This window comes from Clostridium sp. MCC328, from assembly GCF_018785465.1.
Classification (GTDB): domain Bacteria; phylum Bacillota; class Clostridia; order Lachnospirales; family Lachnospiraceae; genus Pilosibacter; species Pilosibacter fragilis.
In genome coordinates, this window is record NZ_WQPW01000024.1 from 1 (window position 1) to 23334 (window position 23334).

Sequence of the window (23334 nt, forward strand, 5' to 3'; positions counted from 1 at the left end):
AGGCACTAACGTGCCAAAGATGCGCACTCGCGCGAAGATGTAGATTGTCGCAAGCGACCGCGCGAGGCGCGAGAATGTGCAAAGGCACATTCTTTTTTACTTATTTTCAACATGCTGCTCTACCCCTTACTGATTCCCGCAAGAGGCAGTCGACAAAAACGGGGAGGAAATGATTATGAGAAAAATGAAAACCATCATGAGCCTTGCTGCAGCCGCAGCTCTTGCAGGAATCTTGCTTACTGGATGCTCCACAGAGGCGGATGAGAAGACGGCAGTGACGGCAGCGCCAACAGAAGCCGCAGCCACAGAGGCGGCTTCCGGGACCGGAACCGAGGCGGAAAAGACAGAGGGAGGCGCACTTGCCGGAAAGAAGATCTCCGTTATGACCCCGTATCTCACATCTGTCACGACAAACCAGATGGCAGGCTATATTAAGGAAGACCTGGAAGCTGAGGGCGCGGAAGTATTCGTGATCGATACGGCAAACGATTTTGCGGAGCTTGCGAGCCGGATCGAGGATGTTGTTTCTTCCGGAACCGATGGGATCGTCCTTGTGAGCGCTGACCCGAACCAGGTAGCAAACCAGCTTCAGGACGCTTTTGACGCGGACATCCCGGTATTCGGATGTGACAGTGGATTTATCGATGGAATGCAGATCAATGCGACAAGCGACAACTACCAGATGGGCGAGCTCATTGTGAGGTACTTATTTGACGATCTGATGGGTGGAAAGGGAACCGTGATCGCCCTGACCCACAGACCGCATCCGGGCGTTGTAAAGCGCAGCGAGGCATTTGACGATGTTATTAAGGAATATCCGGATATCAAGCTGATCACAGAGCAGCACGTTCCGGCAGAGCAGCCGATCAACGACGCGCAGGACATCGTTGCAAATCTCTTAACGGCAAATCCGGACAAGGATTCCATCACAGCCGTATTTGCGGCATGGGATGAACCGGCCATCGGCGCTGCAAAGGCACTTCAGGAGGCAGGACGTGACGAGGTCATCGTCACAGGCGTTGACGGAAACGAGCAGGCTGTTGAGATGATCAAGGATGGAACAAACTTAAAGGCGACAGTAAAACAGAATTTTAAAGGAATGGCAGATATCGTTTGTGAGCAGATGGAGAAGTACTTTGACGGTGAAGAGATCGAAAAAGGTGAGATGTACGCACCGGCGGAGCTGATCACACAGGAGAATGCACAGTAAGCAAATGAATCTGGATAAAAATGTCGAAAAATTTTAGAAGTGCTGTTTCAACGGGCATGATACTAAAAACGCTGAACAGGCATAAAACGGAGAATAGAAACAAAAATTAAGGCAGGTAAACAGGATGTTGCTGGATGTAAAGGGCGTAGATAAAAAATTTAACGGTGTATACGCATTAAAAGGTCTGGACTTCTCTCTCGGTGAGGGGGAGGTCCATGGCCTCATCGGTGAGAACGGAGCCGGAAAGTCCACGTTCATCAAGATCCTCGGCGGTGTCTATAAGAGAGACGGCGGAAACATCCTGTGGAACGGAAAAGATCTCCCGGAGGCGATCCGGCCGGAAGAGAGCCGGAATCTTGGGATCAACATCATCTTTCAGGACAACGTCCTGATCCCGGCATTTACGGGAATGGAAAATATCTGTCTCGGAAGACCCTATCCGGTAAAAGGCGGGCTGATCCAATGGAAAGAGATGGAACGGGAAGCCGCGGCGAAAGCGGCGGAGCTTGGAATCCATCTTGACCTTAAGAGACCGGTATCCATGATGACCCCGGCACAGAAAAAATGTGTGGAGATTGTCCGGGCGATGATGAGTGACTGTAAGCTTTTGATCCTCGATGAGCCGACGGCATCACTCTCCGATAAGGAGACGAACCTGCTGTTCTCTATTGTGAGAAACTTAAAGGCAAAGGGGACTTCGGTTCTCTATGTGACGCACAGGCTGGAAGAGATCATGGAGCTGACAGATCGGGTCACAGTCTTGAGAAACGGAACGCTGGTGTCCACGGTGGATACGGCAGGAACCAGCAGAAAAGAGCTGGTACGGCTGATGAGCGGGAATGAGGCTGCGTCTGGCGTTGAAGATGCGGAAACGGGAAAGGATGCCGAGTCGAAGCTTCAGGGCGGAGCGGCAGATAGGATATCTGGTAAAGGCGGAGTGAAGCAGCCAGTGAGCAGTGAAGCAGAAAAGACGGATACTCAGGGAGCTGAGCTGTTGGGAACAGGTGCCGACGGAAAGATCGGAAAAACAGCTCTGGAAGTCCAGGGGATCCGCTCCGGGGACGGAATCGTCCGCGGCGTCGACCTGAACGTAAAGTCCGGTCAGATCACCGGAATGTTTGGCCTATGCGGAAGCGGGCGGACAGAGTTTCTGGAATGCATTTACGGAACGAGAAAGCTGGCGGGCGGCGAGGTCACGATCGACGGAAAGACCATGACTCGTCCGACTCCGTCAGAATCCATCCGACAGGGAATGGCCTTTATCTGCGAAGACCGGAGAGGAAAAGCCATGATCCCCGCGTTTTCCGTTGAGGAGAATATGATGCTTTCCTCCATCGACCGCTACACGAAAAGCGGCTGGTTTCAAAAGCGGGCGGCCGACAAAAAGGCGATGGACATGATCGAGGCATTAAAGATCAAATGCGTTGGTGTGAGCCAGCCGGCAAAGGAGCTGTCTGGCGGAAATCAGCAGAAAGTCGTTTTCGCGAAGGCACTCCTTACGGAGCCGTCGATCTGGCTTTGTGATGAGCCGACTCAGGCGGTGGATGTGGCAACACGACAGGAGATCCACAGGCTTCTGAAGGAAGAGGCAAAAAAGGGCAAAGCCGTCCTTTATGTGTCATCCGATCTCACGGAACTTTTAGAGGTTGCCGATGAGGTTGCCGTCATGGCATACGGAAAAGTACGAAAGACATTTGAGAATAAAGACCTGAAACCGACGGACGTGCTGGCGTGCTGTTATGAGGCGGAGAGAGAGGAAAGCGACAGATGAAAGGAACAACATTAAAGAATTACGGGACGGTGGCGGCATTGGTTGTCATCATCGGAATTTTCGGACTCCTGAGACCTGCGTCGTTTTTTACACTGAAAAACTTCCTTAATATAACGCGTCAGGCAGCGCCCCTCGCCATGGTCGCTTTAGGAGCGACATTTGTCATGACCATCAATGAATTCGATCTTTCCATCGGAAATATCGTGAGCCTTGGCGGCGTAGTCGCGGCGCTTTTATCGATTCAGGGCGTTCCGATCCCGGTCTGCTTTCTGGCAGCGGTAGTGGCCGGTCTGATCGTCGGCTGCGTGAACGGAGTGATCGTAGCAAAGTTCGGGATCCTTTCCTTTATTACAACACTTGGCATGGGAACCGTACTGGACGGCGTGATTTACGGACTTACCGGAGGCACGACTGTATTTAACGGGATTCCGAAGGCGTTTACGATTCCAGGGATCTTAAAAATTGCAGGCATCCCGTTTATCACCATCGTGGCGGCAATGCTTTACATCGTATTCCACATGTTTATGAATCATATGTCAGCCGGAAGAAAGCTTTATGCCATCGGTGGAAGCAAAGAGGCGGCAGAGACGGCAGGCATCCGGATCTTCCGTTACCGAATTCTCGCTTTTGCGCTCAGCGCGGCAATGGCAGGTCTTGCAGGCGCTCTCGTGGCATCCCGTGTAGGTTCCGCGAATACCACAGCGGGGCAGGGATATTTCTTACAGTCCTACGCGGCGGTATTTATCGGATGCACCGTTTCAAAGAGCGGTGTTCCCTGTGTGATCGGAACCTTAGTCGGAACCATCATTCTGGCGGTTCTGGCGAACGGACTTACGATCCTTCAGATGCCGAGCTTCATGCAGAACATTATCACCGGCGGAATCATCATTCTCGCAGTTGTGCTCCAAAAACTCGGCGCGGGTCATGGTTCACGGTAAGGATTTTTGGTACCGAGAATACCGTAAAATAACATTGAGAGAGCGGATTTTACCAATTTAGGATGCGATGGATTGGCAAAATCCCCAGTACTGTGTAACGGTACAGAACGGGGAGGGAATAGATGTTAGCAGCAACCTTTGATATCGGAACGACAGCCGTCAAGGCAGTGGTTGTGAACGAAAATGGAGAGCCCGTCTTTACCGGAAGCTCCGTGATCCACACCATCGAAACGGGAAACTTCAAGGAACAGGATCCGGATGAGTGGTATGGGGCATTCTGCAGCCTGTCGAAAGAAATGCTTGAGATCATACCGGCGGCAGAGATTGGGGCCATCATCTTCTCCGGACAGATGCAGGATGTGATCTCGGTTGGGACAGAGGGAAAAGCGCTCCGGAACGCGATCCTCTATTCGGACGGTCGGGCGGACGAGCAGGCACGGATGATCATAAGAGAGGCGGCAAGCCGAAACGTGGTGCCTCTCGGGGATGCGTATATTGCGGAGATTACGGGAAACCACTTTGACGGATCGATGCCGCTTGCGAAGATCCTGTGGTTAAAAGAAAATGAGCCGGAGATTTATGAGAAGACCGCATGTTTTCTCATCAGCTCGAAGGACTATATAATAGGTAGACTTACCAGTGTGTTCGCCGGAGACATGACCGCCTGCTCCACGGCGGGGGCCATGGATCTGGACAAGAAGATCTGGTCGGAGGAGTTCATTGGGGCAGCGGGGATCGATATCAGGAAATTTCCGAAGCTCTTTTACGCTCACGAGTGCGTCGGAACGATCACGGAGACCGGAGCGATGGAGAGTGGTTATCCGGCAGGAACAAAGGTCTATGCCGGAACCGGGGATGCCGGGGCAACGACACTTGCCAGCGGCATCCTGGCACCGGGGGAGTACAACATCAACCTCGGAACCTCCGGCTGGGTGGCAGCCGTATCCAACCAAAGGATGGAGAGTGAAGGCGGCGGGTTTAATCTGGCAGCAATGCAGAAGGACCTGCTCATCAATGTAGTCCCGTTCCTAAACGGCGGAAACGTCCACCAGCTGATCGCGAAGATCCTGTCCAGGAATCCCGACGGGGCACCGGATTTCGGGTATATCTCAGAGCTTCTTGAGAAAGCGGAACCCGGAAGTCACGGACTGTTCTTCCTGCCCTATGTGGCAGGTGAGCGGTTCCCGATCATGGACAGCAGCGTCCGGGGAAGCTTCTTAGGTCTCTCCCAGGAGACCACGGCGGCGGATATGGCACAGAGTGTCCTCGAGGGCGTGGCATTTTCCATCCGTCAGGGTCTGGAACTGTTCGACCATCCGGCGTCAAAGATCACACTGATCGGCGGTGGAGCGAGGGAGCGGCGATGGTGCCAGATCTTAAGCAATGTCATGGGACAGAAGATCTTTGTATACAAGGATCCGGACCTTTTACCGGCACTGGCCATCGCCTCGGCGGTGTTCCTGGCGGAGGGCGTGATCCCGGATTACAAGTCCTTTATCGAGACACTGGAGAGTCAGGGACACTGTGATACGGTGGAGCCGGATCTGGAAGTCTCGGAGAAATACCACAGAATCTATCAGAAATATAAGAACATTTATCCGCTGGTAAGAGAGTTTTACAGCAGATAAAGGTCAGTCGGCAGCCATGATTTTTTTAAACCTGTGGTCTGCAAAAATAGAAAATATGGTAACGGTTAAGTAACATTTCCGCTGCTACAAAATCACGATTTCGATAACTGTCTGGCGGAGATTTGAAAAATCACTCCGGAAATATGGGTATGGACAGTTACAGACAATAAACCAGTTTACACGAGGAGGAAAAATATATGTCAAAAGGCAGATTTGGCGCGCATGGCGGTCAGTACATTCCTGAGACGCTTATGAACGCAGTACTGGAACTCGAAGAGGCATACAACCACTACAAAAATGACCCGGAATTCCAGAAAGAACTCACAACACTTTTAAATGAATACGCGGGCAGACCGTCAAGGCTCTACTACGCGGAGCACATGACAAAGGATCTCGGCGGAGCGAAGATCTATTTAAAGAGAGAGGACTTAAACCATACCGGTGCCCACAAGATCAACAACGTGCTCGGTCAGGTGCTTCTCGCGAAGAAGATGGGAAAGACTCGTGTCATCGCTGAGACGGGCGCAGGCCAGCACGGTGTAGCGACAGCGACGGCGGCAGCGCTCTTCGGCATGGAATGCGAGATCTACATGGGCGAGGAGGACACAAAACGTCAGGCATTAAATGTTTACAAAATGCGCCTTCTCGGAGCAAAGGTGCATGCGGTGACAACCGGAACAGGAACCCTCAAAGATGCTGTTTCGGAGGCAATGAGAGAGTGGACGAACCGGATCGAGGACACCCACTATGTTCTCGGCTCCTGTATGGGACCACATCCGTTCCCGACTATCGTCCGTGACTTCCAGGCGGTTATCTCCAAGGAGATCAAGGAGCAGATGTTAGAGAAAGAGGGACGTCTTCCGGATGCAGTTCTTGCCTGTGTTGGCGGCGGATCCAATGCCATCGGCGCATTCTACAACTTTATTGAAGATAAAGACGTTCAGCTCATCGGCTGTGAGGCAGCAGGACGCGGTGTGAACACGGCAGAGACAGCGGCGACCATTGCGACAGGACGTCTCGGAATCTTCCACGGAATGAAGTCCTATTTCTGCCAGGATGAATACGGCCAGATCGCCCCGGTATATTCCATCTCCGCAGGTCTTGACTATCCGGGAATCGGACCGGAACACGCAAATCTTTACGATACCGGACGGGCCCAGTATGTGGCGATCACTGACGACGAGGCAGTCGATGCGTTCGAGTATCTCTCCAGAATCGAGGGAATCATCCCGGCGATCGAGAGCGCCCATGCCATCGCATACGCAATGAAGCTCGCACCGACGATGGGAAAGGATAAGATCATTGTCGTCAATGTTTCCGGAAGAGGAGACAAGGACTGTGCAGCAATCGCAAGATACAGAGGGGAGGATATTCATGAGTAAGATCGCAAACGCCTTCAAAGGCGGAAATGGAAAGGCATTTATCCCGTTTATCACCTGCGGTGACCCGTCCTTAGAGGTCACGGAGCAGCTTGTATACGCAATGGAGGAGGCAGGCGCAAACCTCATCGAGCTTGGTATCCCGTTCTCCGATCCGACGGCAGAGGGACCGGTGATCCAGGCGGCAAATATCCGCGCCCTGTTCGGCGGCGTGACCACCGACAAAATTTTTGCAATGGTTGAAAAAATCCGGAAAAACACACAAATTCCGATGGTTTTCATGACCTACGCGAACGTTGTGTTCTCCTACGGAACAGAGCGCTTTATTAAGAAGGCGTCTGAGCTCGGCATGGACGGAATCATCTTACCGGATGTTCCGTATGAGGAGAAAGAGGAGTTCGATGTTGTGTGCAAGAAGTATAACATGGACATGATCTCCCTCATTGCCCCGACCTCCCATGAGAGAATCAGCATGATCGCGAAAGAGGCATCCGGCTTTGTATACTGCGTATCTTCGCTCGGCGTTACCGGAACGAGAAGCGAGATCACAACGGATATCGGCGCGATGGTGGAACTTGTGAAGAAAGCGAAGGACATCCCGTGTGCAGTTGGTTTCGGTATCTCTACACCGGAGCAGGCAAAGAAGATGGCAGGACTTTCCGACGGTGCTATCGTTGGTTCCGCGATTGTGAAGCTCTGCGGAACGTATGGAAAAGATGCGGTTCCGTATGTGAAAGAGTATGTGAAGTCCATGTGTGACGCGGTGCATGGGATCTAAGAAGCGGCTGGGAAACGCTCCGCGAGGATGCGCAGTGATTTTGATAGGAATAAGTCAGCTTCGCTGACCAGAATCACGCGCCAAGTTTCACGGTCGTTCGACTTAAATGAGAAGAATGTTGTCAAAATGGTAATTGGGAACATGCACTTCACATGCACTTTTGCGAGGTAAAGTGTTTGCGTTGTACCGTACTTTGTGCTAAAATTAAATAACGAACTGTCAATTCTGCGGTGCAGGGACTCCTTTGCACCGCAGTTGTTTGTGTTACTTGCGCAAAGATGTAGGTTGTCGCAAGCAACCGCGCGAGACGCACGAATGTGCCAAGGCACGTTCCTTTTTGAAAAGGAGAAAGGTGTATGCCAGTAGGAATTATCATCAATGCCCTGTCCGTCGCCAGCGGCGGTGTGGTCGGGGCTTTATTTGGGCATAAGCTGCCCACAAGGATCAATTCAGAGCCCACGAAGATCTTCGGCGTCTGCTCCATGGGAATGGGCGTGAGCTCCATCGGCCTTATGAAAAATATGCCCGCCGTTATCTTTGCGGTGATCATTGGGACCGCGTTTGGGCTGGCGGTGAATCTCGGCGGGATCATCAACAGCGGCGCGGCGTGCATGGAGAAGCCGGTCGGAAAGATCTTCCCGAATAAGAATGCGTCCATGTCCAGAGAAGAGTATATGACGATGCTCGTGACGATCATCGTGCTGTTCTGTGCCAGCGGAACGGGAATCTATGGTTCCCTGGACTCCGGAATGAGCGGTGACCACACGATCCTGATCTCCAAGTCCATTCTGGACTTCTTTACCGCGATGATCTTTGGAGGAACCCTGGGAATGGTGGTTGCGGCTGTTGCGATCCCACAGTGCGTGATCTTTCTCGCGATCTTCGCTGCGGCGAAGTTCATCTTTCCGCTTACCACACCGGATATGATCGCGGACTTCAAGGCCTGCGGCGGTTTCCTTCTTCTGGCCACAGGTTTCCGCATCGCAAAGATCCACAACTTCCCGGTCGCCGATATGATCCCCGCGATGGTGCTCGTCATGCCGGTGAGCTGGTTCTGGGGGAATGTGGTGGTGCCGATGCTGTAAGAGTGCAGGCGGACGAGAAAAGTACATAATATGAAAATAAAAAATCCCTGAGTATGCAGATCAATGTGATGTGCGTATTCAGGGATTTTTGCAGTCATGCATTCGGAAGAAGCTGTCAGCGGCAGGTACTGATATTATCGGTCAATACCTGTGCGGACAATACCATAATCATAATGAGAGCCGGTTTATGCGTTCTGGTAGTGTTTGCGGGACTGCTGTCTCATCAGGCAGACCAGTGTCACGACTGTGACGCCAAAGCAGTCGATCAGCACGTCCGTAAACCGCCCTGCACGGCCAGGGACGAAGAGCTGGTGGAATTCGTCGGTGCAGGCGTAGAGGAAGACGATGGCGAGAGCGGTGAGAAGACGGCGTTTCACGTTGGAGGTCCGATACGTAAAGTGCAGTCCAAAACGGACGGTGCAGTAAAATACCAGATATTCAGTCATATGAGCGGCTTTTCGGACGGGGAAGCTCATAAGTTCGATGAGGTCGGCGTACTGCGCCGGATTTCCGTGGAAAAAGCCGAGCTTTGTGCCGAGTAAAAGAATTAAGCGGCTTACGGTGTCGCTCATCTCCGTGGACTCCGCCGCCGGCTGGGCGGAGAACCAGCAGATGGCGGCTGCGACGAAGATCGCTGGGAGCCAGGAAAGCAGCTTTGCGGCAGTAGGATATTCTTTTTTATCATTCATATTTCCTTTTTTAGATACACTTGAATTGCCCATATCTTAAAAACTCCTAAAAATCTGTAGAAATCTATTATTTTATAATCATGAAAAATCCACTGAAGTAATCTCAAAAGATGGTCTTTTTAACTGGGGCAGTGTATTGAAAAGCAGAGGGTAGATACCGCATGCATTACAGCGAAATCTCTCCCTTCGCCCGCGCTCTCCGGTCGCGGATGGAATGGATCACCGGAACCATGAAAATCGCCACAATTCCACCTGCAAATCCATTATTATATAAATTCATGCCTCCATACACAATTCCGACATTCAGGGCGACGGAAGAGTGCAGGAATCCGGCGAGAAGTCCCATGAGAACTCCGAATTCCCCCGCAATCGGCGCCAGTGTCGTTGAGAATAAAAGTGCCAGCATCGGTGACGGGGAGTTAATGGTCCAGCGTTTTGTGAAGCTCGCGAAGAGGACGCCAAACATGATCGGGGCGATGTTCCGGATATGTTTTCCAGTGGCGGAAAATCCTACGATCGTGAAGATTCCGCCGATAGTCGGTCCGTTTAACTCGCCGCCGACGCCGAGAATAAAGACCGTTGCAAATAAACCGTTGACTGCCATATTGAGGATCGTTGCTGCGCCCCCGTTATCCCGGAGATAATCGGTTCCGCCGATTCCGGAGCAGGATAAGATCTTTCTGTAGGATTCACCGACTTCCTTTCCGCCGAAGAGGAATGCCGCAATGATCATGGCGGCAAACAGCCCGCAGAGGATCGCAAACAGCAGCTGGTTATTGCCCTCGGACCAGATCAGGCGGGACTCAGTGCTGATGCCGAAGGACTTCAGCACGGAGACCACGACGGTGGCGATGATTCCGGCGGAAAATCCGACATTGTAGAGAGAGTAACCTTTGTGGGCGTAGTGAACATGCGTGGACAGCGGTGGCAGTACGAAGCCGATCATGAGTCCCACCGCGAGACTTGTGATGAGGCGGATCGCATAAGGAAGATGCGAAATGTACATGATCTGCGTGATGATCGGGGACAGGCTGGTGCCGTAAAAACCGATGTAAACGTAACGGGACAGGTGTGTTTTATGGTAGTGGGAGTAGAGGTACACACCAAACAGGATCGCCCAGATATTTAAGAGGTTCTTTCCGAACAGGGAGAAGCCGAACATCAGGCAGCTGGATGTGATCGTATGTCCGTCCATCTCCATATCAAGGAAATAGATGGTCCAGATACATAAAAGCATCAGCAGTCCGGCGTTGATAAAGGAAGTTCCGATGCCGCCGACCAGGAAGTAGTCCGTGATCAGGAAGTCCGGCTCCTTGATCAATGTCCAGAGTCCCGGAAGGATTTCCGTGATGGGCTGTAAAAACAGTCCCACGATCATGAAATAGAGTGGGATCAGGGACAGAAGGCGGAATTTCTGGAGTCTTGTGATGGGGTGGGAATTTGTCATGTACGTGTCCTTTCTAAAGATAAAATTACAAGTGAAAAACCATTGAGAATGGGCTTCGTGACAGGCTTTTGCAGTGCAGCATCCGTAAATTCTGTGCCACGGTTCGGAAAATTGGGGTATCCGACGGGCATGGCAGAATGCGCACATGGATTAGTATACCGTAAAATCGCAGGAATAGAAAGTATTTCTGTGAGAAAGAGAATTTATTGATTTCGGATATATGCTGACAGGGTTGCTTGCAGCCTCAATAAATAATAGAGATGATTATGTAATAACTCAAAACGCAATTTGAAATAAAAAAGAGATCCAGGCATAGAATGCGTTGGATCTCTTTTGCTCCACCGAAAAATGTCAGTGCGAAAAGTTTCTGAGTATCGAAATTACTGAATGAACAGTGTATTTACATCAAGCTCATTCTCAATCATGCCGGATTCATACATGAAATCGGCTGTCTTCTGGAAACCTTCTTTGTCAGCGTCAGTGATTTCTGTGGAGAAGTCATAGAAACCGTACATTTCCTTTACCGCGTCAACATCAAGGTCAAGTGTTGCGGCAACAGTCTCCATGGTTGCCTCCTGGTTATCAGCCATGTAGGATGCAATCTCGTCCTGTGCAGCATTTAACTTTTCAATGACATCCGGATGCTCGTCGTAGAACTTCTGGGTTGTTGCAACTGCGATGAGTGCGCTGATCAGGCCGTCGCCGTCTGCAACGAGGTGGTAGCCCTGCTGTTCTGCGTTGTAAGCAGTTGCGCCTGCGAGCAGGGCAACGTCAACGCTGCCGCCATCAAGACCTGCCTTTGCGTCCGGGATGGTCATGTTTACATAGTTTACATCGTCAAGAGTCATGCCTGCCTGAGCAAGGTAGGAGACAAGGAGTTCATGAAGGTTGGTACCGGTTGGTCCTGCAATCGTCTTGCCTTTTAAACTCTCCGGAGTTGTCAGAGTCTCATCCTTGGAGTACATGCAGAATGCCTTCGGGGAACGGCTGTACATGTTTAATACCTTGATGTCAGCACCGTTTGCAGCGGACAGGATCACGGATGTTGCACCTACTGCGTAGAGAACCTGAACGTCGCCGGAAGCCAGAGCCTGTGTCTGGTCAGCGCCGGAAGTAAGCTCTGCGTACTCAACCGGAACGCCGAGCTCTTTTTCGAAGATTCCCTGGTCCTTTTCGATGATGGTCGGTACATTTAACGGAGATGTTACATAGGTAACTGTGAGTTTATCGATGGATGTCTCAGCGTCAGCTGTAGCCTCGGCAGAAGTTTCAGCCTCAGCGGAAGTCTCAGCGGTTGTCTCGGCAGCAGAAGCAGCCGCAGTCTCTTTGCCTGCAGATCCGGAGCAGCCTGCAAGGGAAAATGTCATGCATGCCGCGAGTCCTAATGCGATCAGTTTTTTCATTTTGTTTTGTCCTCCTCATGTAAGTTGAAAAAATAAGTGTATGATACGCCTAAGTTAATAGGCAGATATCCGAACTTAATAAAATGATGGGAATCCCTTAAATAAGGAAACCAGCTAATAAAATTTTTTTTGGGACAGCTCATAACATTATGTTTATGCTTTGAATGTAATATCTGCTGGAAATAGCGTAAGAATAATATCATAAAAATCAGAATATCTTGAATTACACATAAAATATATTTAATTTATAAAATTCAGATTCTCAATGATATCCCTCTTGAGTGCAATAAACTCCTCATTCAGCAGATTTCTTTCCCCGGATGGCGTCTTCACCGGATAAACATGCTTCACAAGCCCCTTTTCAATCATCACGATCTGGTCACCGAGGATCAGTGCTTCATCGATGCTGTGGGTCACGAACATGATGCTGGAACGTTCCTTCTGCTGAACGCGGAGAAGTTCCCTCTGCATCTGTTCCCTCGTGAAATAGTCGAGAGCCGCGAATGGCTCATCCATCAGGATAAAGGTTGGCTCGTAGGCCAGTGCCCTGGCGATGGCCGCGCGCTGTTGCATGCCGCCGGAAAGCTGTGATGGGTATGCCTTTTCAAAGCCGGACAGGTTCACCGTGGAGACGATGTCCTGAATCTTCTCCTGATCGACCTGATTTTTCTTCAAACCGAAAATAATATTGTTCCAGACATTGAGCCATGGCATGAGCCGCGGTTCCTGGAACACAAAGGCGGTCTTGTGGGCGCCGCCCCAGAGAACCTCACCGCTGTCGGCGGATTCCAGACCGCCGGTGAGCCGCAGCAGAGTCGTTTTTCCGCAGCCGCTCTGACCTAAGATCACGGTGATCTTTCCTTCCGGGATCTCGAGATCGACGCCGTTTAAGACAGGAAACATCCGGCCGTCAACCTGATATGTTTTATGAATGTCTTTTAATCTAATTCCAGCCATTTTCACCGGCTCCTTTCAGAAAGATGCTGATGAGAAGACCGAAGATCCGGTCTGTCAGATAACCTGCGATGCCGATGGCGAAGATGCCGACGATGACCTTGTCGGTCCGGGACATCTGCTGGGCAAACAGGATCATGTGCCCCAGACCGGTGGACGCTGCGACCATCTCCGCACCGATGATAGCGCGCCAGCTGTAGCCCAGACCGATGCGCATTCCTACGAGAATGTCCGCCATGGCGTAGGGCAGCATGATGCGGAAAAATTTTTGGCGTTCTGTGTAGCCAAACATGGTTCCAACCTCCAGAAGCTTCTGGTCACAGCCCGTAAATCCCTTGACGATGTTTAAATACATCGGGAAAAAGGAGGCCAGAACGATGATGACCGTCTTTGTAGTTTCGCCGATTCCGCACCATAAAATAAGTAGCGGGATCATGCTGAGCGGCGGTACGTTCTTGAAGAACTGCACCAGGTATTCATAGTAACCTGCGGAGGCCGGAATCATCGCCCGCAGCATGCCGAAGGCAAATGCCAGGATAAAGGCGATTACAAAGCCTTTTCCGACGCGCAGGAAGCTGATCCTTAAGTCACGGAAGAGTTCACCGCTTTGCAGCATTTTGCAGAAGCTCTGGAAGACCCGCCCCGGGGATGGGAGCACATAGGAACTTAAGATGCCCGCGCGGCAGACGATATACCAGACGGCGAAGACCGCCAGGATACCGATGAGCGGTGGGAAATATTTTTTAAATTTCTGATTCATTGCACTCCATCTCCTCTGTGGCAGCCCTGAACACAGTACAAAAGCTCAATCAGTTTTGCGTTTTTCCAGTCATTGCCGGTCACATAGGATTCGATCGCCGGACGGCCGGATTTACTGACCACTGGAAACGGCAGGTCCTTAAAGAATCCAGGCGGGATCGGGCTTGCGTCCGGCGCAGGTTCCATTGGCTCGCCAAGTGTAGCGAGAAAGCGGTTCCATGGTACGAAATGTGTGTCTTTTAATTCCAACTTATTTCCCATGTCGGCTAAGATCCGGCATGGCGTTGTGATGATTTTTTCACCGTCCGCAAGATCCGGACGTTCTGCCAGTTCTCTTGCGCAGTGGATCAGGATCGGCTCAATATCCGCGATCCTGATCCCCGGCTGCAGGGAATGTACCAGAGATACCGCTGCCGGACATCTCGCGTCCGCAAAAGTTCCATCTGCATGTTCCAAAAGCTCCCGATACTTCCGAAGCACGATCTCGCCCCAGCTTTCCCGACAGACCACTCGCGTCAGGTCATGCTTCTTAAGCAGCTTTTCAAGTGCCGCCGCCGAGATCATCCTCTCTGATACCGGATTGATCCATAGATATGTCAAAGTAAAACCCCCTTCAATTAGCCATAACTAACCAACGCTGTTTAGCATAGCAGATTAGTAGGGAAATGTCAATTGGGAATATATGAAGATAGTAAAACAAAATTATTGAAAGATAATAGAATGAATCAGATTTAAGATAGCCTGCTTTTGCTCAGCAGTTAATAACTCCCACTGTTTGATTAAGGACAGCTGATCATCAGTAAGCTCGGTGCAGTTCTCTACAGCAAAAAATTGCGCAAGAGACAAGTCAAAAGCATCACAAATTCTTTGTAAAGATGGAATAGTAGGCAGCATTTTTTTACGGTACCAGGAAGAAATAGTAGATTGCGGAAGACCTGAACGGACTGATAACTGATATTCAGACCAGTTTCTGGCTAAACGCAAATCGGTGATTCTCTGAAGAACGTCAAACATGATGAAATACTCCCTTGTTGCTTGTGATTGTCATAATTATAGTGGGATTTATCGTTGTAAAATAGTTATGATTATAGTATAATAATTACGACAAAAATAACTATAAATCGTTAAAATTAGACGATTAGGGAGGATATTATGACGGAAAAGCAAAAAAAAGACTGCAAGAAAATTATAAATGTGGCAAGTGCATCAGCAGCAGCTGTTGGAGGGGGATTAGCCCAAATTCCAGGAAGTGATTCAGTTCCTTTAGCAACAATTCAATTAACGATGACTATTTCACTTGGTAAAGTATTTGGAAAATCGTTAACGGAAAGTTCAGCAAAAGCAGCGATGGGATCGGCACTTGCCTCGCAAGTGGGACGAACAATTTCTCAAATAGCAATTGGTTGGTGGCCAGGAATTGGTAATGTAATTAATGGTGCGACAGCGGCAGCAGTGACTGAAGCACTTGGATGGGCATTGGCTAAAGAGTTTGATGAGGGACTTTTATAAAGATAAATCTATCGTCAAAAACGGAAAGGGAGAGTAAATTGGGTTTATTTGATGGTCTAAAGAAAAATAAAGAAGATGCTTCATTGACAAATTATCGGAAGACAGGTTTAAACACAAATTTATCTAATTATGGCTGGTATGAATGTGTCCATTGCCATAAAAAGTTTCGAAAAGGTGATATCGATATTGATCATATTCTTCCGCAAAGCAGAGGTGGAGGAAATCAACCGCAAAATTTACAGTGCTTATGTAAACATTGTAATCGCTCAAAGGGAAATGACATGAGTCAGACTAAAGTGGATCTTCGCCAGCGAAAACAATCTTATGGACAGTATAAAAGAGAAGAAATATTAAAGCCGAAACTTGAGGAAAAGAAGAAAGAGATAAGAGAAAATTACCTAAGTAAGTTGAGCAATGAAGAAATATTAAAGTGTTTGAAATCGTTAGATTTTAGAGATGGTTGGACAGAACTTAAGCGAGAAGCCAGAAAAAGAGGAATTATGTAATATGCTAAAAATAAAATCTTTCGCTTGTTAGAGAGACTAAGTGGAGGATTTTATTGTATTGATAAGAAGATAAGAAGTACTTAGAGAGTGGGATATATGCCCTACAAAAAAGAACATACGTTCGAAAAAATATTTACAATTGGTACTCGATAGGGTATAATAATTTTAACAGGAGGAACGATATAGAGTACAAAAGAAATCGAGGGGATATGGTTCAAAGGGATTGTTAGATGTTAAAAATTATGATACTCTGATATTAAGAAATGAAAAGAAGTGATTGTATGGCAATGGCGAATGCGCAGAAAGCGGTTGAACTGTCTAATAAAGAAAGATTGGAATTTTATCGTCTGATTGGCGAAGGATTTAAAGATATACAGGATGGCAGAACAAGTACAATCAGCGAAGTGAGGGAAAAATTAGAAAAAGCAAGGGAAAAACGTGGCTAAAGTAATATTCGCGGGATCAGCAGAGCATGATCTGTTGGACATCGAGTATTATATTTTTACAAATCTTAAAAATCCCCAAGCGGTCCGTAGAATCTCCGATGGTATTTTAGATACAACAGGAAAATTTTTAAACTTAGAAAAGAAAACCGGAATGTGAAGCTATTATGAAATGGTGCTATGTTCCGGTTTTAATGTTAGGTGGTTTGGCTATGGGAGGAAGAAGAAAAATGGTATCTAAATATGAAAGAAGAAGGAAAAAACCAATAAAATCAAAATAGGAAGTGAACGTATGGATATAAAAAGGCATGTTTACCAGACATTACTCAAATGGAAAAATGACAATTGTCATACGACACTAGAGGTTAATGGTGCGAGGCAGGTAGGAAAGACGTATATCATTAACAAATTTGCAGATGAAAATTTTAGTCATAAAGTGTATATAAACTTATTTGAACTGAGCGGAGAACAGTTCATTTCCTGCTACCAAAAAGCATGCAATTGGCGGCCGGGAGAAGGACCGCGCCCTCAAGCTCCGCTACATGATGCATTTCGTCTGTTTGATGAAAATTTTTCAGACACAGAGGACACCGTTATTATCATAGATGAAATTCAAGAGTCAGCAGAAATTTATAACCGAATTCGTGAATTCACACGACAGTTTCGGTGCCGCTTTATTGTTACAGGCAGCTATCTTGGAAGAATCTATGAACCGGAATTTCGGTATTCAAGTGGGGATGTTACAAGTATTCAAATCTATACCTTATCATATGAAGAATTTCTGGAAGCAGCAGATACGGATCTATTTGAAAAATATAAGCTGCTTGGAAAAAAACTGGATTCAGTGACAGGGGCAGAATTAAAATCATGGTATGATATATATTGTCAAATTGGTGGTTATCCATCTGTTGTTCGTGAATACTTAAATTCAAAAAGTATAGAGCGAGCACGGAGTGAATTGATTAGAATCATTGATACCTTTATGAATGAATCAATTCGTTATTTTACAGATGTTCTTGACACTCAGGTATTTACGGATATTTTTCTTTCAATTTGCAGGATACTTGGCAGAGAAAAAAAGGGACTTGAAGAAGATAGTATCAGTGAAGAACTTCAAAAATTGGTAACAAGAGACTATTCCAGCAATATTAGCAAGGCAGTCTGCAACCGGGCAATTAGTTGGTTACGTTTTTGCGGCGTAATTGGATTTTGTGGGAAAATTATAGAAATGGACATTCTAAATTTTAAACCAGGATGCAGATGTTATTTTATGGATCTGGGATTAGCAAGTTATTATATGGCGCGAGTTGGGGCTGCACAAACAGAAATTGCAGGCATGCTGAGTGAAAACTTTGTATATATTAATTTGAAGAAGCGGCAGGATTTTCCAGAAGAAATTGCCTTTGAAATGCCAGCATTTGCGACTTTTAAGGGTGGAGAAGTAGATTTTGTGGTACAAGGTCTGAAGTCCTCCCGGAGATATGCAATAGAAGTGAAAACTGGAAAACACATTGGAAATACGGCAAAAAAAGTATTGGAATCGGGAAAAGCTGATTGTTTATTGTATTTGAAAGGTGATACGTTAGGGGGGCAGGAAGGAAAAATAGAGACCGTACCCATTTATCTTCTGGAAAAATTGAATTTTTAACTTGAAATCTTAGAAAGGCAGTGATATACTTTCAAACGTTGCTAAGCCCGCAAAAACCAAGGTCTTAAAGGGCTTTCGCCGATTCCCGGCGTAAGGTCATATACTTGCAGTATATGCCTTCCGCGGCATTCGTCAGATGTACATGCGAGCATGTCCGGCTGACTCATTGCTGCGCGAAAATGAATCGAGTGTTCGTGACCTTCCACTCGTAAAACAAAACTAAAGGAGAAACTGAATATGAAAAACAACGCAACAAACAGCCCGGTACTGACACTTGTATACGGGGCGGCTATCGCGGCGATCTATGTGGTGCTGACGATGGTGTTCCTGCCGATCAGCTTTGGACCGATCCAGTTTCGGATCTCTGAGCTTCTCTGCGTACTTCCGTACTTTACCCCGGCGGCAATTCCGGGACTCTTTATCGGATGCCTGCTTGCCAACTTCCTTGGCGGCGCGGCGGCTCTCGATGTGATCTTTGGAAGTATTGCGACCCTGATCGGTGCGGTAGGTTCCTACCTGCTCCGGAAAAACCGTTATCTGGTATCCGTTCCGCCGATCCTCGCGAACATGATCATTGTTCCGTGGGTGCTCCGCTTCGCATACGGTTCTGAGGACATGATCTGGTTTTCCACGATCACAGTCGGAATCGGAGAGATCCTGGCTATCGGCCTTCTTGGTCAGATCCTGTTATCCGTTCTGATCCGGTATCAGCATGTGATTTTTGGAAAAGCTGCAGCGTAAAATTAGTGATCCCGTATCTGTTGGATGAAAAATCCAGTAGATGCGGGATTTTTTATGGAACAGGAAATTTCGAGAAATTCCCTGTTCCATAAAAAGGCACTAACGTGCCAAAGATGCTTTATATAGAAAGTGCTGCACAGAAAAGAAAAGATCTGCGTGAATTTCGCCTCATGTTAATTTTTCCTCGAGGATAGATTTTCTTTAATTTTTGTGATATCATGTGTAAAAGACTGTGTATATTTAAACACATATTTTATACGTGCTTAAATGTATACAGTGTAAAACATTTAAAATAGAGATCAAACATCCGAAAGGAGACAACGATGTATCATATCGATTTTAATAAACCAGAACACATTCACTTTATCGGAATCGGCGGAATCAGCATGAGCGGACTGGCTGAGATCCTGCTGGAGAGAGGATTCACAGTAAGCGGCTCCGATGCCCATGAGTCCGAGCTCACCGACAAGCTCACCGCCCACGGCGCAAAGGTCGTCTACGGGCAGCGGGCGGAGAACATTACTGACGATATCGACGCTGTTGTATATACAGCGGCAGTCCACCCGGATAACCCGGAGTACGCGGCGGCAGCGGCGAAGAATCTGCCGATCCTTTCCAGAGCAGAGCTTCTCGGACAGCTCATGAAAAACTATGAGAAATCCATCGCTGTATCCGGTACCCACGGAAAGACAACGACGACCTCCATGCTGACGGAGATCCTTATGGACGAGAAGAAGAACCCGACGATCTCTGTCGGCGGAATGCTGGACTCTATCGGCGGCAACATCCGTGTCGGCGGTCCGGAGCTCTTCGTGACAGAGGCCTGTGAGTATACAAACAGCTTCCTGTCCTTCTTCCCGAACATGGAGATCATATTAAATATAGAAGCAGATCACCTCGATTTCTTCAAAGACATCGAAGATATCCGCCATTCTTTCCGCAAATTTGCGGAGCTTCTTCCGGAAAACGGCATCCTGATCATCAACAGCGATATCCACGACTATAAGGAGATCTGCGACGGACTTCCGATCAAGGTGATCACCGTCGGAAGTGATCCGGCAAAGAGCCACTACAGTGCCGCGGACGTGACATTCAACGAGAACGCCTGCGCGACATACACACTTTTAGAAGACGGAAAAGCAATTGATACAATTACACTGGGCGTTCCGGGAATCCACAATGTATACAATTCCCTGGCGGCCATCGCGGCGGCTCATGAGCTGGGAATCCGCGGAGAAGGAATCAAGAACGGACTTCTTAGATTTACAGGTACTCACCGCAGATTCGAGAAAAAGGGCGAGATCGGCGGTGTGACCATCATCGATGATTACGCGCATCATCCGCAGGAGATCGCGGCAACTCTGGCAGCGGCGAAAAATTACCCACACCGTGAGATCTGGTGCGTCTTCCAGCCGCATACATATACGAGAACCAAGGCGCTGATGGAGGACTTTGCGAAGGCGTTATCCACAGCGGACCATGTGGTTCTCGCGGACATCTATGCAGCCCGGGAGACGGATAATCTGGGAATCAGCTCCGGGACATTGGCGGAAAAGATCGCTGCGCTGGGGACGGATACCCACTATTTCCCGAGTTTCGATGCGATCGAGACATTTCTTCTTGAAAATTGTGTCAACGGCGACCTGTTGATAACTATGGGGGCCGGAGATATTGTAAAAGTGGGCGAAAAGCTCCTTGGACAGTAAGTTATCCACATTATCCACAGAGTTTTCAACAGAATCCTGTTGAATACCCTGTGGATTTTTTGATTTACATAACTGTAAATTTGAAAATGCCGGAAAGTAGGGAAAAATAAGGAAAAACGGGAATTTTTCGAGTTTCATTGATAATTATGTAACGCATTTATCCACGTTATCCACATTATCCACAATCAGCGCAGTGGATAATTCCGGCTATTTCATTTTTTGTGGGGGTATGTTATGATATTTCAAGATGAGAAGAGATAACGAGTGTGCCGGAAAGTGCGGTGCTGCCCGGAAAACTGAAAATGTGAGACGTAAGTGGCCGATGGAGAGAACGACCGATAGGGCAGAAGGCGGATATATCAGGCAGATTTGAAATGGAACGTGAACATAAAGGGTGAAAAAAGAATGGGTTTAGGCTACAAAAACAACATAAATGCGGCAGTGACCGCCGTTTCCAATACATTTATTGACGAATACATGGGGACAGCCAGCGGAGAATATGTAAAGGTGTACTTATATCTTCTGCGCCACGCCGGGGAAAGCGTGGAGATCCCGGATATCGCGGACGCTTTGAACCACACAGAGGCAGATGTCCGCCGTGCCCTGGCATACTGGGAGCGCGCCGGTGTGCTTGCACCGGAGAAAGAGGAACCGGTGGTGAGTGAATCTGCGGTTACGAGAGAAAACATGACAGATACCGGATACATGGCACCGGAATCACGGAGAAATTACGGGGATACTGATGTGGAGGGAAGAATGCCGGAAGAGACTATGGAGGACAACGGAAAACAGCCGCAGAGCAGCAACCGCGGCATGGCGAAGCAGCAATCCGGAACCCCGGATATCCCGGACGCTGGCAACAGCTACGACCGCATGAAGCGTCTGTCGGCAGATGAAGAATTCTCTGCTCTCCTCTACGCGGTCCAACAGTACCTCGGAAAGACGTTCAGCGCCATCGAGTGCGAGAAATTCGCCTATTTCTATGACGTTCTCCACATGTCCTGCGAGCTTCTGGAATACCTGGCGGAATACTGCGCTGAGGGCGGCCACACCAGCATCCGTTACATAGAAAAAGTGGCGCTGAACTGGTATCAGGCCGGGATCCATACCCGCGACGAGGCGAGAGAGCACTCCACGAGATACTCAAAAGACACCTCCGCTGTCATGAAAGCCTTCGGCATCATGGGCCGGAACGCCGGAACTGCGGAGCAGGAGTTTATGCGCCGCTGGTTCAAGGAGTTCGGCTTCGACGCTGCGATCGTCACGGAGGCATGCAACAGGACGCTCACAGCCACGGGAGCGGCGAGCTTCCCATATGCCGACAAGATCCTCACAGGCTGGAAGGAAAACGGCGTGCGGACCTTACAGGACGTTGAGACCTTAGATAAACGCCGTCAGGAGAAACAGGCGAAGAAATCCGGCACGGCATCGAGACAGACCCGGAACACATCGACGAACCGGTTCAACAACTTTGAACAGCGGTCCTACAATTACGATGATTATGTCTGGGAAGACATAAAGAACAGAAAATAACGGCCAGCCGGTCCGCACCTTGATGCATGGACCGTAAGAGTTATTGTGTACGGGGGAATAAGTTCTCTGAATGGAACCTCGTAAAAAATGCAGGATAAAAGGAGGCAGTGCGGATGGCACTCAGTAATTCCCAGTACGACGCGATCATGCGTGTCTACAATCAGAGACAGTTTCAGGACAAGCGCGAGCAGGATAAGCGGATCGCGGAAGTGTACGAGAAAGTCCCACAGGTAGAGGCACTGTCCGATGAGATCGCGGCGACTATGGCTCAGGCGGCGAGAAAGATCCTCGCCGGTGACCGCGCGGCGGCGGATCAGTTGAAAAAAGACGCGGAATTTTTAAAAGAGCAGAAAGCAATCTACTTAAAACAGAATGGATACCCAGCAAACTACCTGGAACTCCAGTATGCCTGCCCGGACTGTAAGGATACGGGATACGCGGACGGAAAAAAATGCCACTGCTTCAAGCACATGGAGATCGAGATCCTGTATGACCAGTCGAATATCCGCGAAGTTCTGGAACGGGAGAATTTCGACACACTTTCCATGGCATACTATGACAGAAATCATGTGGACGAAAAGACAGGGATGACCGTCTACGACTATATGTCCAGGGTGATCAGGGAATGTAAGGAATATGTGGAAAACTTCAAAAATGAGAAAGGAAGTATCCTGTTCACCGGAAATACGGGCTGTGGAAAGACATTCCTGAGCAACTGTATCGCGCGGGAGCTGATCCGAAGATATTTTTCTGTGGTCTATCTCACGGCAACGGATATGTTCGACATTCTGGCAGGAAGCCGTTTCAGTGGAGGCGATGACGATGAGGCGAAGGACCGGGCGTCCTATATTCTGGATTGTGACCTCCTGATCATCGACGATCTCGGAACAGAATTGATCAATACATTCACGGCATCCCAGATGTTTTACTGCGTCAATGAGCGGCTAAATCGAAACAAGGGAACGATCATCTCCACAAACCTGACACTTGGCGAGCTTCAGGACGCGTTCACGGAGCGCGTGACCTCAAGGATCATGAGCCGGTATAAGATCATACCATTGATCGGGGATGATCTCCGTCTCGTGCGCAGAGGATTTATGCGCAGAGGATAATAAAAATGTGCCGGATGGCCGTAGAAAAAAGGAAAATCCTGTCGGAGACGGCCGGAAATCCGGTTGACGGGGCGGGTGGATGGTGCTATAAATGA

The 23334-nt window shown here is 48.7% G+C and carries 22 protein-coding genes; 15 read left to right on the forward strand and 7 right to left on the reverse strand.

The window, feature by feature from the left end; all coding sequences use genetic code 11:
• Positions 1-175 precede the first annotated feature (175 nt).
• The 7 genes from GPK83_RS04850 (at position 176) to GPK83_RS04880 (ending at position 8789) form a co-directional block, all read left to right on the forward strand.
• Entirely contained in the window at positions 176-1210 is a 1035-nt protein-coding gene (locus GPK83_RS04850; protein WP_215704141.1) for a substrate-binding domain-containing protein, read from the forward strand.
• A 124-nt stretch (positions 1211-1334) separates the two neighbouring features.
• Positions 1335-2981, forward strand: a complete 1647-nt coding sequence (locus tag GPK83_RS04855; RefSeq protein ID WP_215704142.1) for a sugar ABC transporter ATP-binding protein — start codon at positions 1335-1337, stop codon at positions 2979-2981.
• The gene (locus GPK83_RS04860) at positions 2978-3919 is read left to right on the forward strand and encodes an ABC transporter permease (protein WP_215704143.1); all 942 of its coding nucleotides are present in this window, start codon (positions 2978-2980) and stop codon (positions 3917-3919) included. The genes GPK83_RS04855 and GPK83_RS04860 overlap by 4 nt, the downstream gene beginning before the upstream one ends.
• Before the next feature lie 122 nt (positions 3920-4041).
• Complete coding sequence (locus GPK83_RS04865) at positions 4042-5547, forward strand: FGGY family carbohydrate kinase (protein ID WP_215704144.1); 1506 nt, start codon at positions 4042-4044, stop codon at positions 5545-5547.
• A gap of 197 nt (positions 5548-5744) precedes the next feature.
• A complete protein-coding gene (trpB, locus tag GPK83_RS04870) occupies positions 5745-6929 on the forward strand; it encodes a tryptophan synthase subunit beta (RefSeq protein WP_117471359.1) in 1185 nt (394 codons plus the stop codon).
• Entirely contained in the window at positions 6922-7704 is a 783-nt protein-coding gene (trpA, locus tag GPK83_RS04875; protein WP_215704145.1) for a tryptophan synthase subunit alpha, read from the forward strand. The genes trpB and trpA overlap by 8 nt, the downstream gene beginning before the upstream one ends.
• Positions 7705-8060: 356 nt before the next feature.
• Positions 8061-8789 (forward strand): DUF554 domain-containing protein, encoded by a 729-nt coding sequence (locus GPK83_RS04880; RefSeq protein WP_215704146.1) that lies wholly within the window; start codon positions 8061-8063, stop codon positions 8787-8789.
• A 185-nt stretch (positions 8790-8974) separates the two neighbouring features.
• Here GPK83_RS04880 and GPK83_RS04885 read toward each other — a convergent pair whose 3' ends face one another.
• The 7 genes from GPK83_RS04885 to GPK83_RS04915 form a co-directional block, all read right to left on the reverse strand.
• Positions 8975-9511, reverse strand: coding sequence for a VanZ family protein (locus GPK83_RS04885; RefSeq protein WP_144364908.1), 537 nt, complete (start codon positions 9509-9511; stop codon positions 8975-8977).
• A gap of 133 nt (positions 9512-9644) precedes the next feature.
• Entirely contained in the window at positions 9645-10925 is a 1281-nt protein-coding gene (locus tag GPK83_RS04890; protein ID WP_117483569.1) for a DUF1576 domain-containing protein, read from the reverse strand.
• 380 nt (positions 10926-11305) lie between these two features.
• Positions 11306-12328: an NrtA/SsuA/CpmA family ABC transporter substrate-binding protein gene (locus tag GPK83_RS04895; RefSeq protein ID WP_117483568.1), complete on the reverse strand. Its 1023-nt coding sequence runs from the start codon at positions 12326-12328 to the stop codon at positions 11306-11308.
• 240 nt (positions 12329-12568) lie between these two features.
• Positions 12569-13285, reverse strand: coding sequence for an ABC transporter ATP-binding protein (locus GPK83_RS04900; RefSeq protein ID WP_015552934.1), 717 nt, complete (start codon positions 13283-13285; stop codon positions 12569-12571).
• Positions 13272-14042 carry an ABC transporter permease gene (locus tag GPK83_RS04905; protein WP_117483566.1) on the reverse strand — a complete coding sequence of 257 codons (771 nt, stop codon included), beginning with the start codon at positions 14040-14042 and terminating at the stop codon, positions 13272-13274. Before GPK83_RS04905 ends, GPK83_RS04900 begins: the two co-directional genes overlap by 14 nt.
• Positions 14039-14641, reverse strand: coding sequence for a hypothetical protein (locus GPK83_RS04910; protein ID WP_117483565.1), 603 nt, complete (start codon positions 14639-14641; stop codon positions 14039-14041). The genes GPK83_RS04905 and GPK83_RS04910 overlap by 4 nt, the downstream gene beginning before the upstream one ends.
• 102 nt (positions 14642-14743) lie before the next feature.
• Positions 14744-15055: a helix-turn-helix domain-containing protein gene (locus GPK83_RS04915; protein WP_015552936.1), complete on the reverse strand. Its 312-nt coding sequence runs from the start codon at positions 15053-15055 to the stop codon at positions 14744-14746.
• A 138-nt stretch (positions 15056-15193) separates the two neighbouring features.
• Between GPK83_RS04915 and GPK83_RS04920 the strand changes: the two genes are divergently transcribed.
• From GPK83_RS04920 to GPK83_RS04955, 8 genes are all read left to right on the forward strand, one after another.
• Positions 15194-15550, forward strand: coding sequence for a hypothetical protein (locus GPK83_RS04920; RefSeq protein ID WP_120039886.1), 357 nt, complete (start codon positions 15194-15196; stop codon positions 15548-15550).
• A 38-nt stretch (positions 15551-15588) separates the two neighbouring features.
• Positions 15589-16056: an HNH endonuclease gene (locus tag GPK83_RS04925; protein ID WP_242992159.1), complete on the forward strand. Its 468-nt coding sequence runs from the start codon at positions 15589-15591 to the stop codon at positions 16054-16056.
• A gap of 281 nt (positions 16057-16337) precedes the next feature.
• On the forward strand, positions 16338-16502 hold the full coding sequence (locus GPK83_RS04930) for a hypothetical protein (protein WP_015552937.1): 165 nt from the start codon (positions 16338-16340) through the stop codon (positions 16500-16502).
• Between the two features lie 289 nt (positions 16503-16791).
• Entirely contained in the window at positions 16792-18147 is a 1356-nt protein-coding gene (locus GPK83_RS04935; RefSeq protein WP_015552938.1) for an AAA family ATPase, read from the forward strand.
• Between the two features lie 237 nt (positions 18148-18384).
• Positions 18385-18888, forward strand: a complete 504-nt coding sequence (locus tag GPK83_RS04940; protein ID WP_117503557.1) for a QueT transporter family protein — start codon at positions 18385-18387, stop codon at positions 18886-18888.
• 323 nt (positions 18889-19211) lie between these two features.
• The gene (gene murC / locus GPK83_RS04945) at positions 19212-20594 is read left to right on the forward strand and encodes a UDP-N-acetylmuramate--L-alanine ligase (protein WP_117483562.1); all 1383 of its coding nucleotides are present in this window, start codon (positions 19212-19214) and stop codon (positions 20592-20594) included.
• A 405-nt stretch (positions 20595-20999) separates the two neighbouring features.
• Positions 21000-22127, forward strand: a complete 1128-nt coding sequence (locus GPK83_RS04950; RefSeq protein ID WP_215704147.1) for a DnaD domain protein — start codon at positions 21000-21002, stop codon at positions 22125-22127.
• A 113-nt stretch (positions 22128-22240) separates the two neighbouring features.
• Complete coding sequence (locus tag GPK83_RS04955; RefSeq protein WP_215704148.1) at positions 22241-23239, forward strand: ATP-binding protein; 999 nt, start codon at positions 22241-22243, stop codon at positions 23237-23239.
• Positions 23240-23334 lie beyond the last annotated feature (95 nt).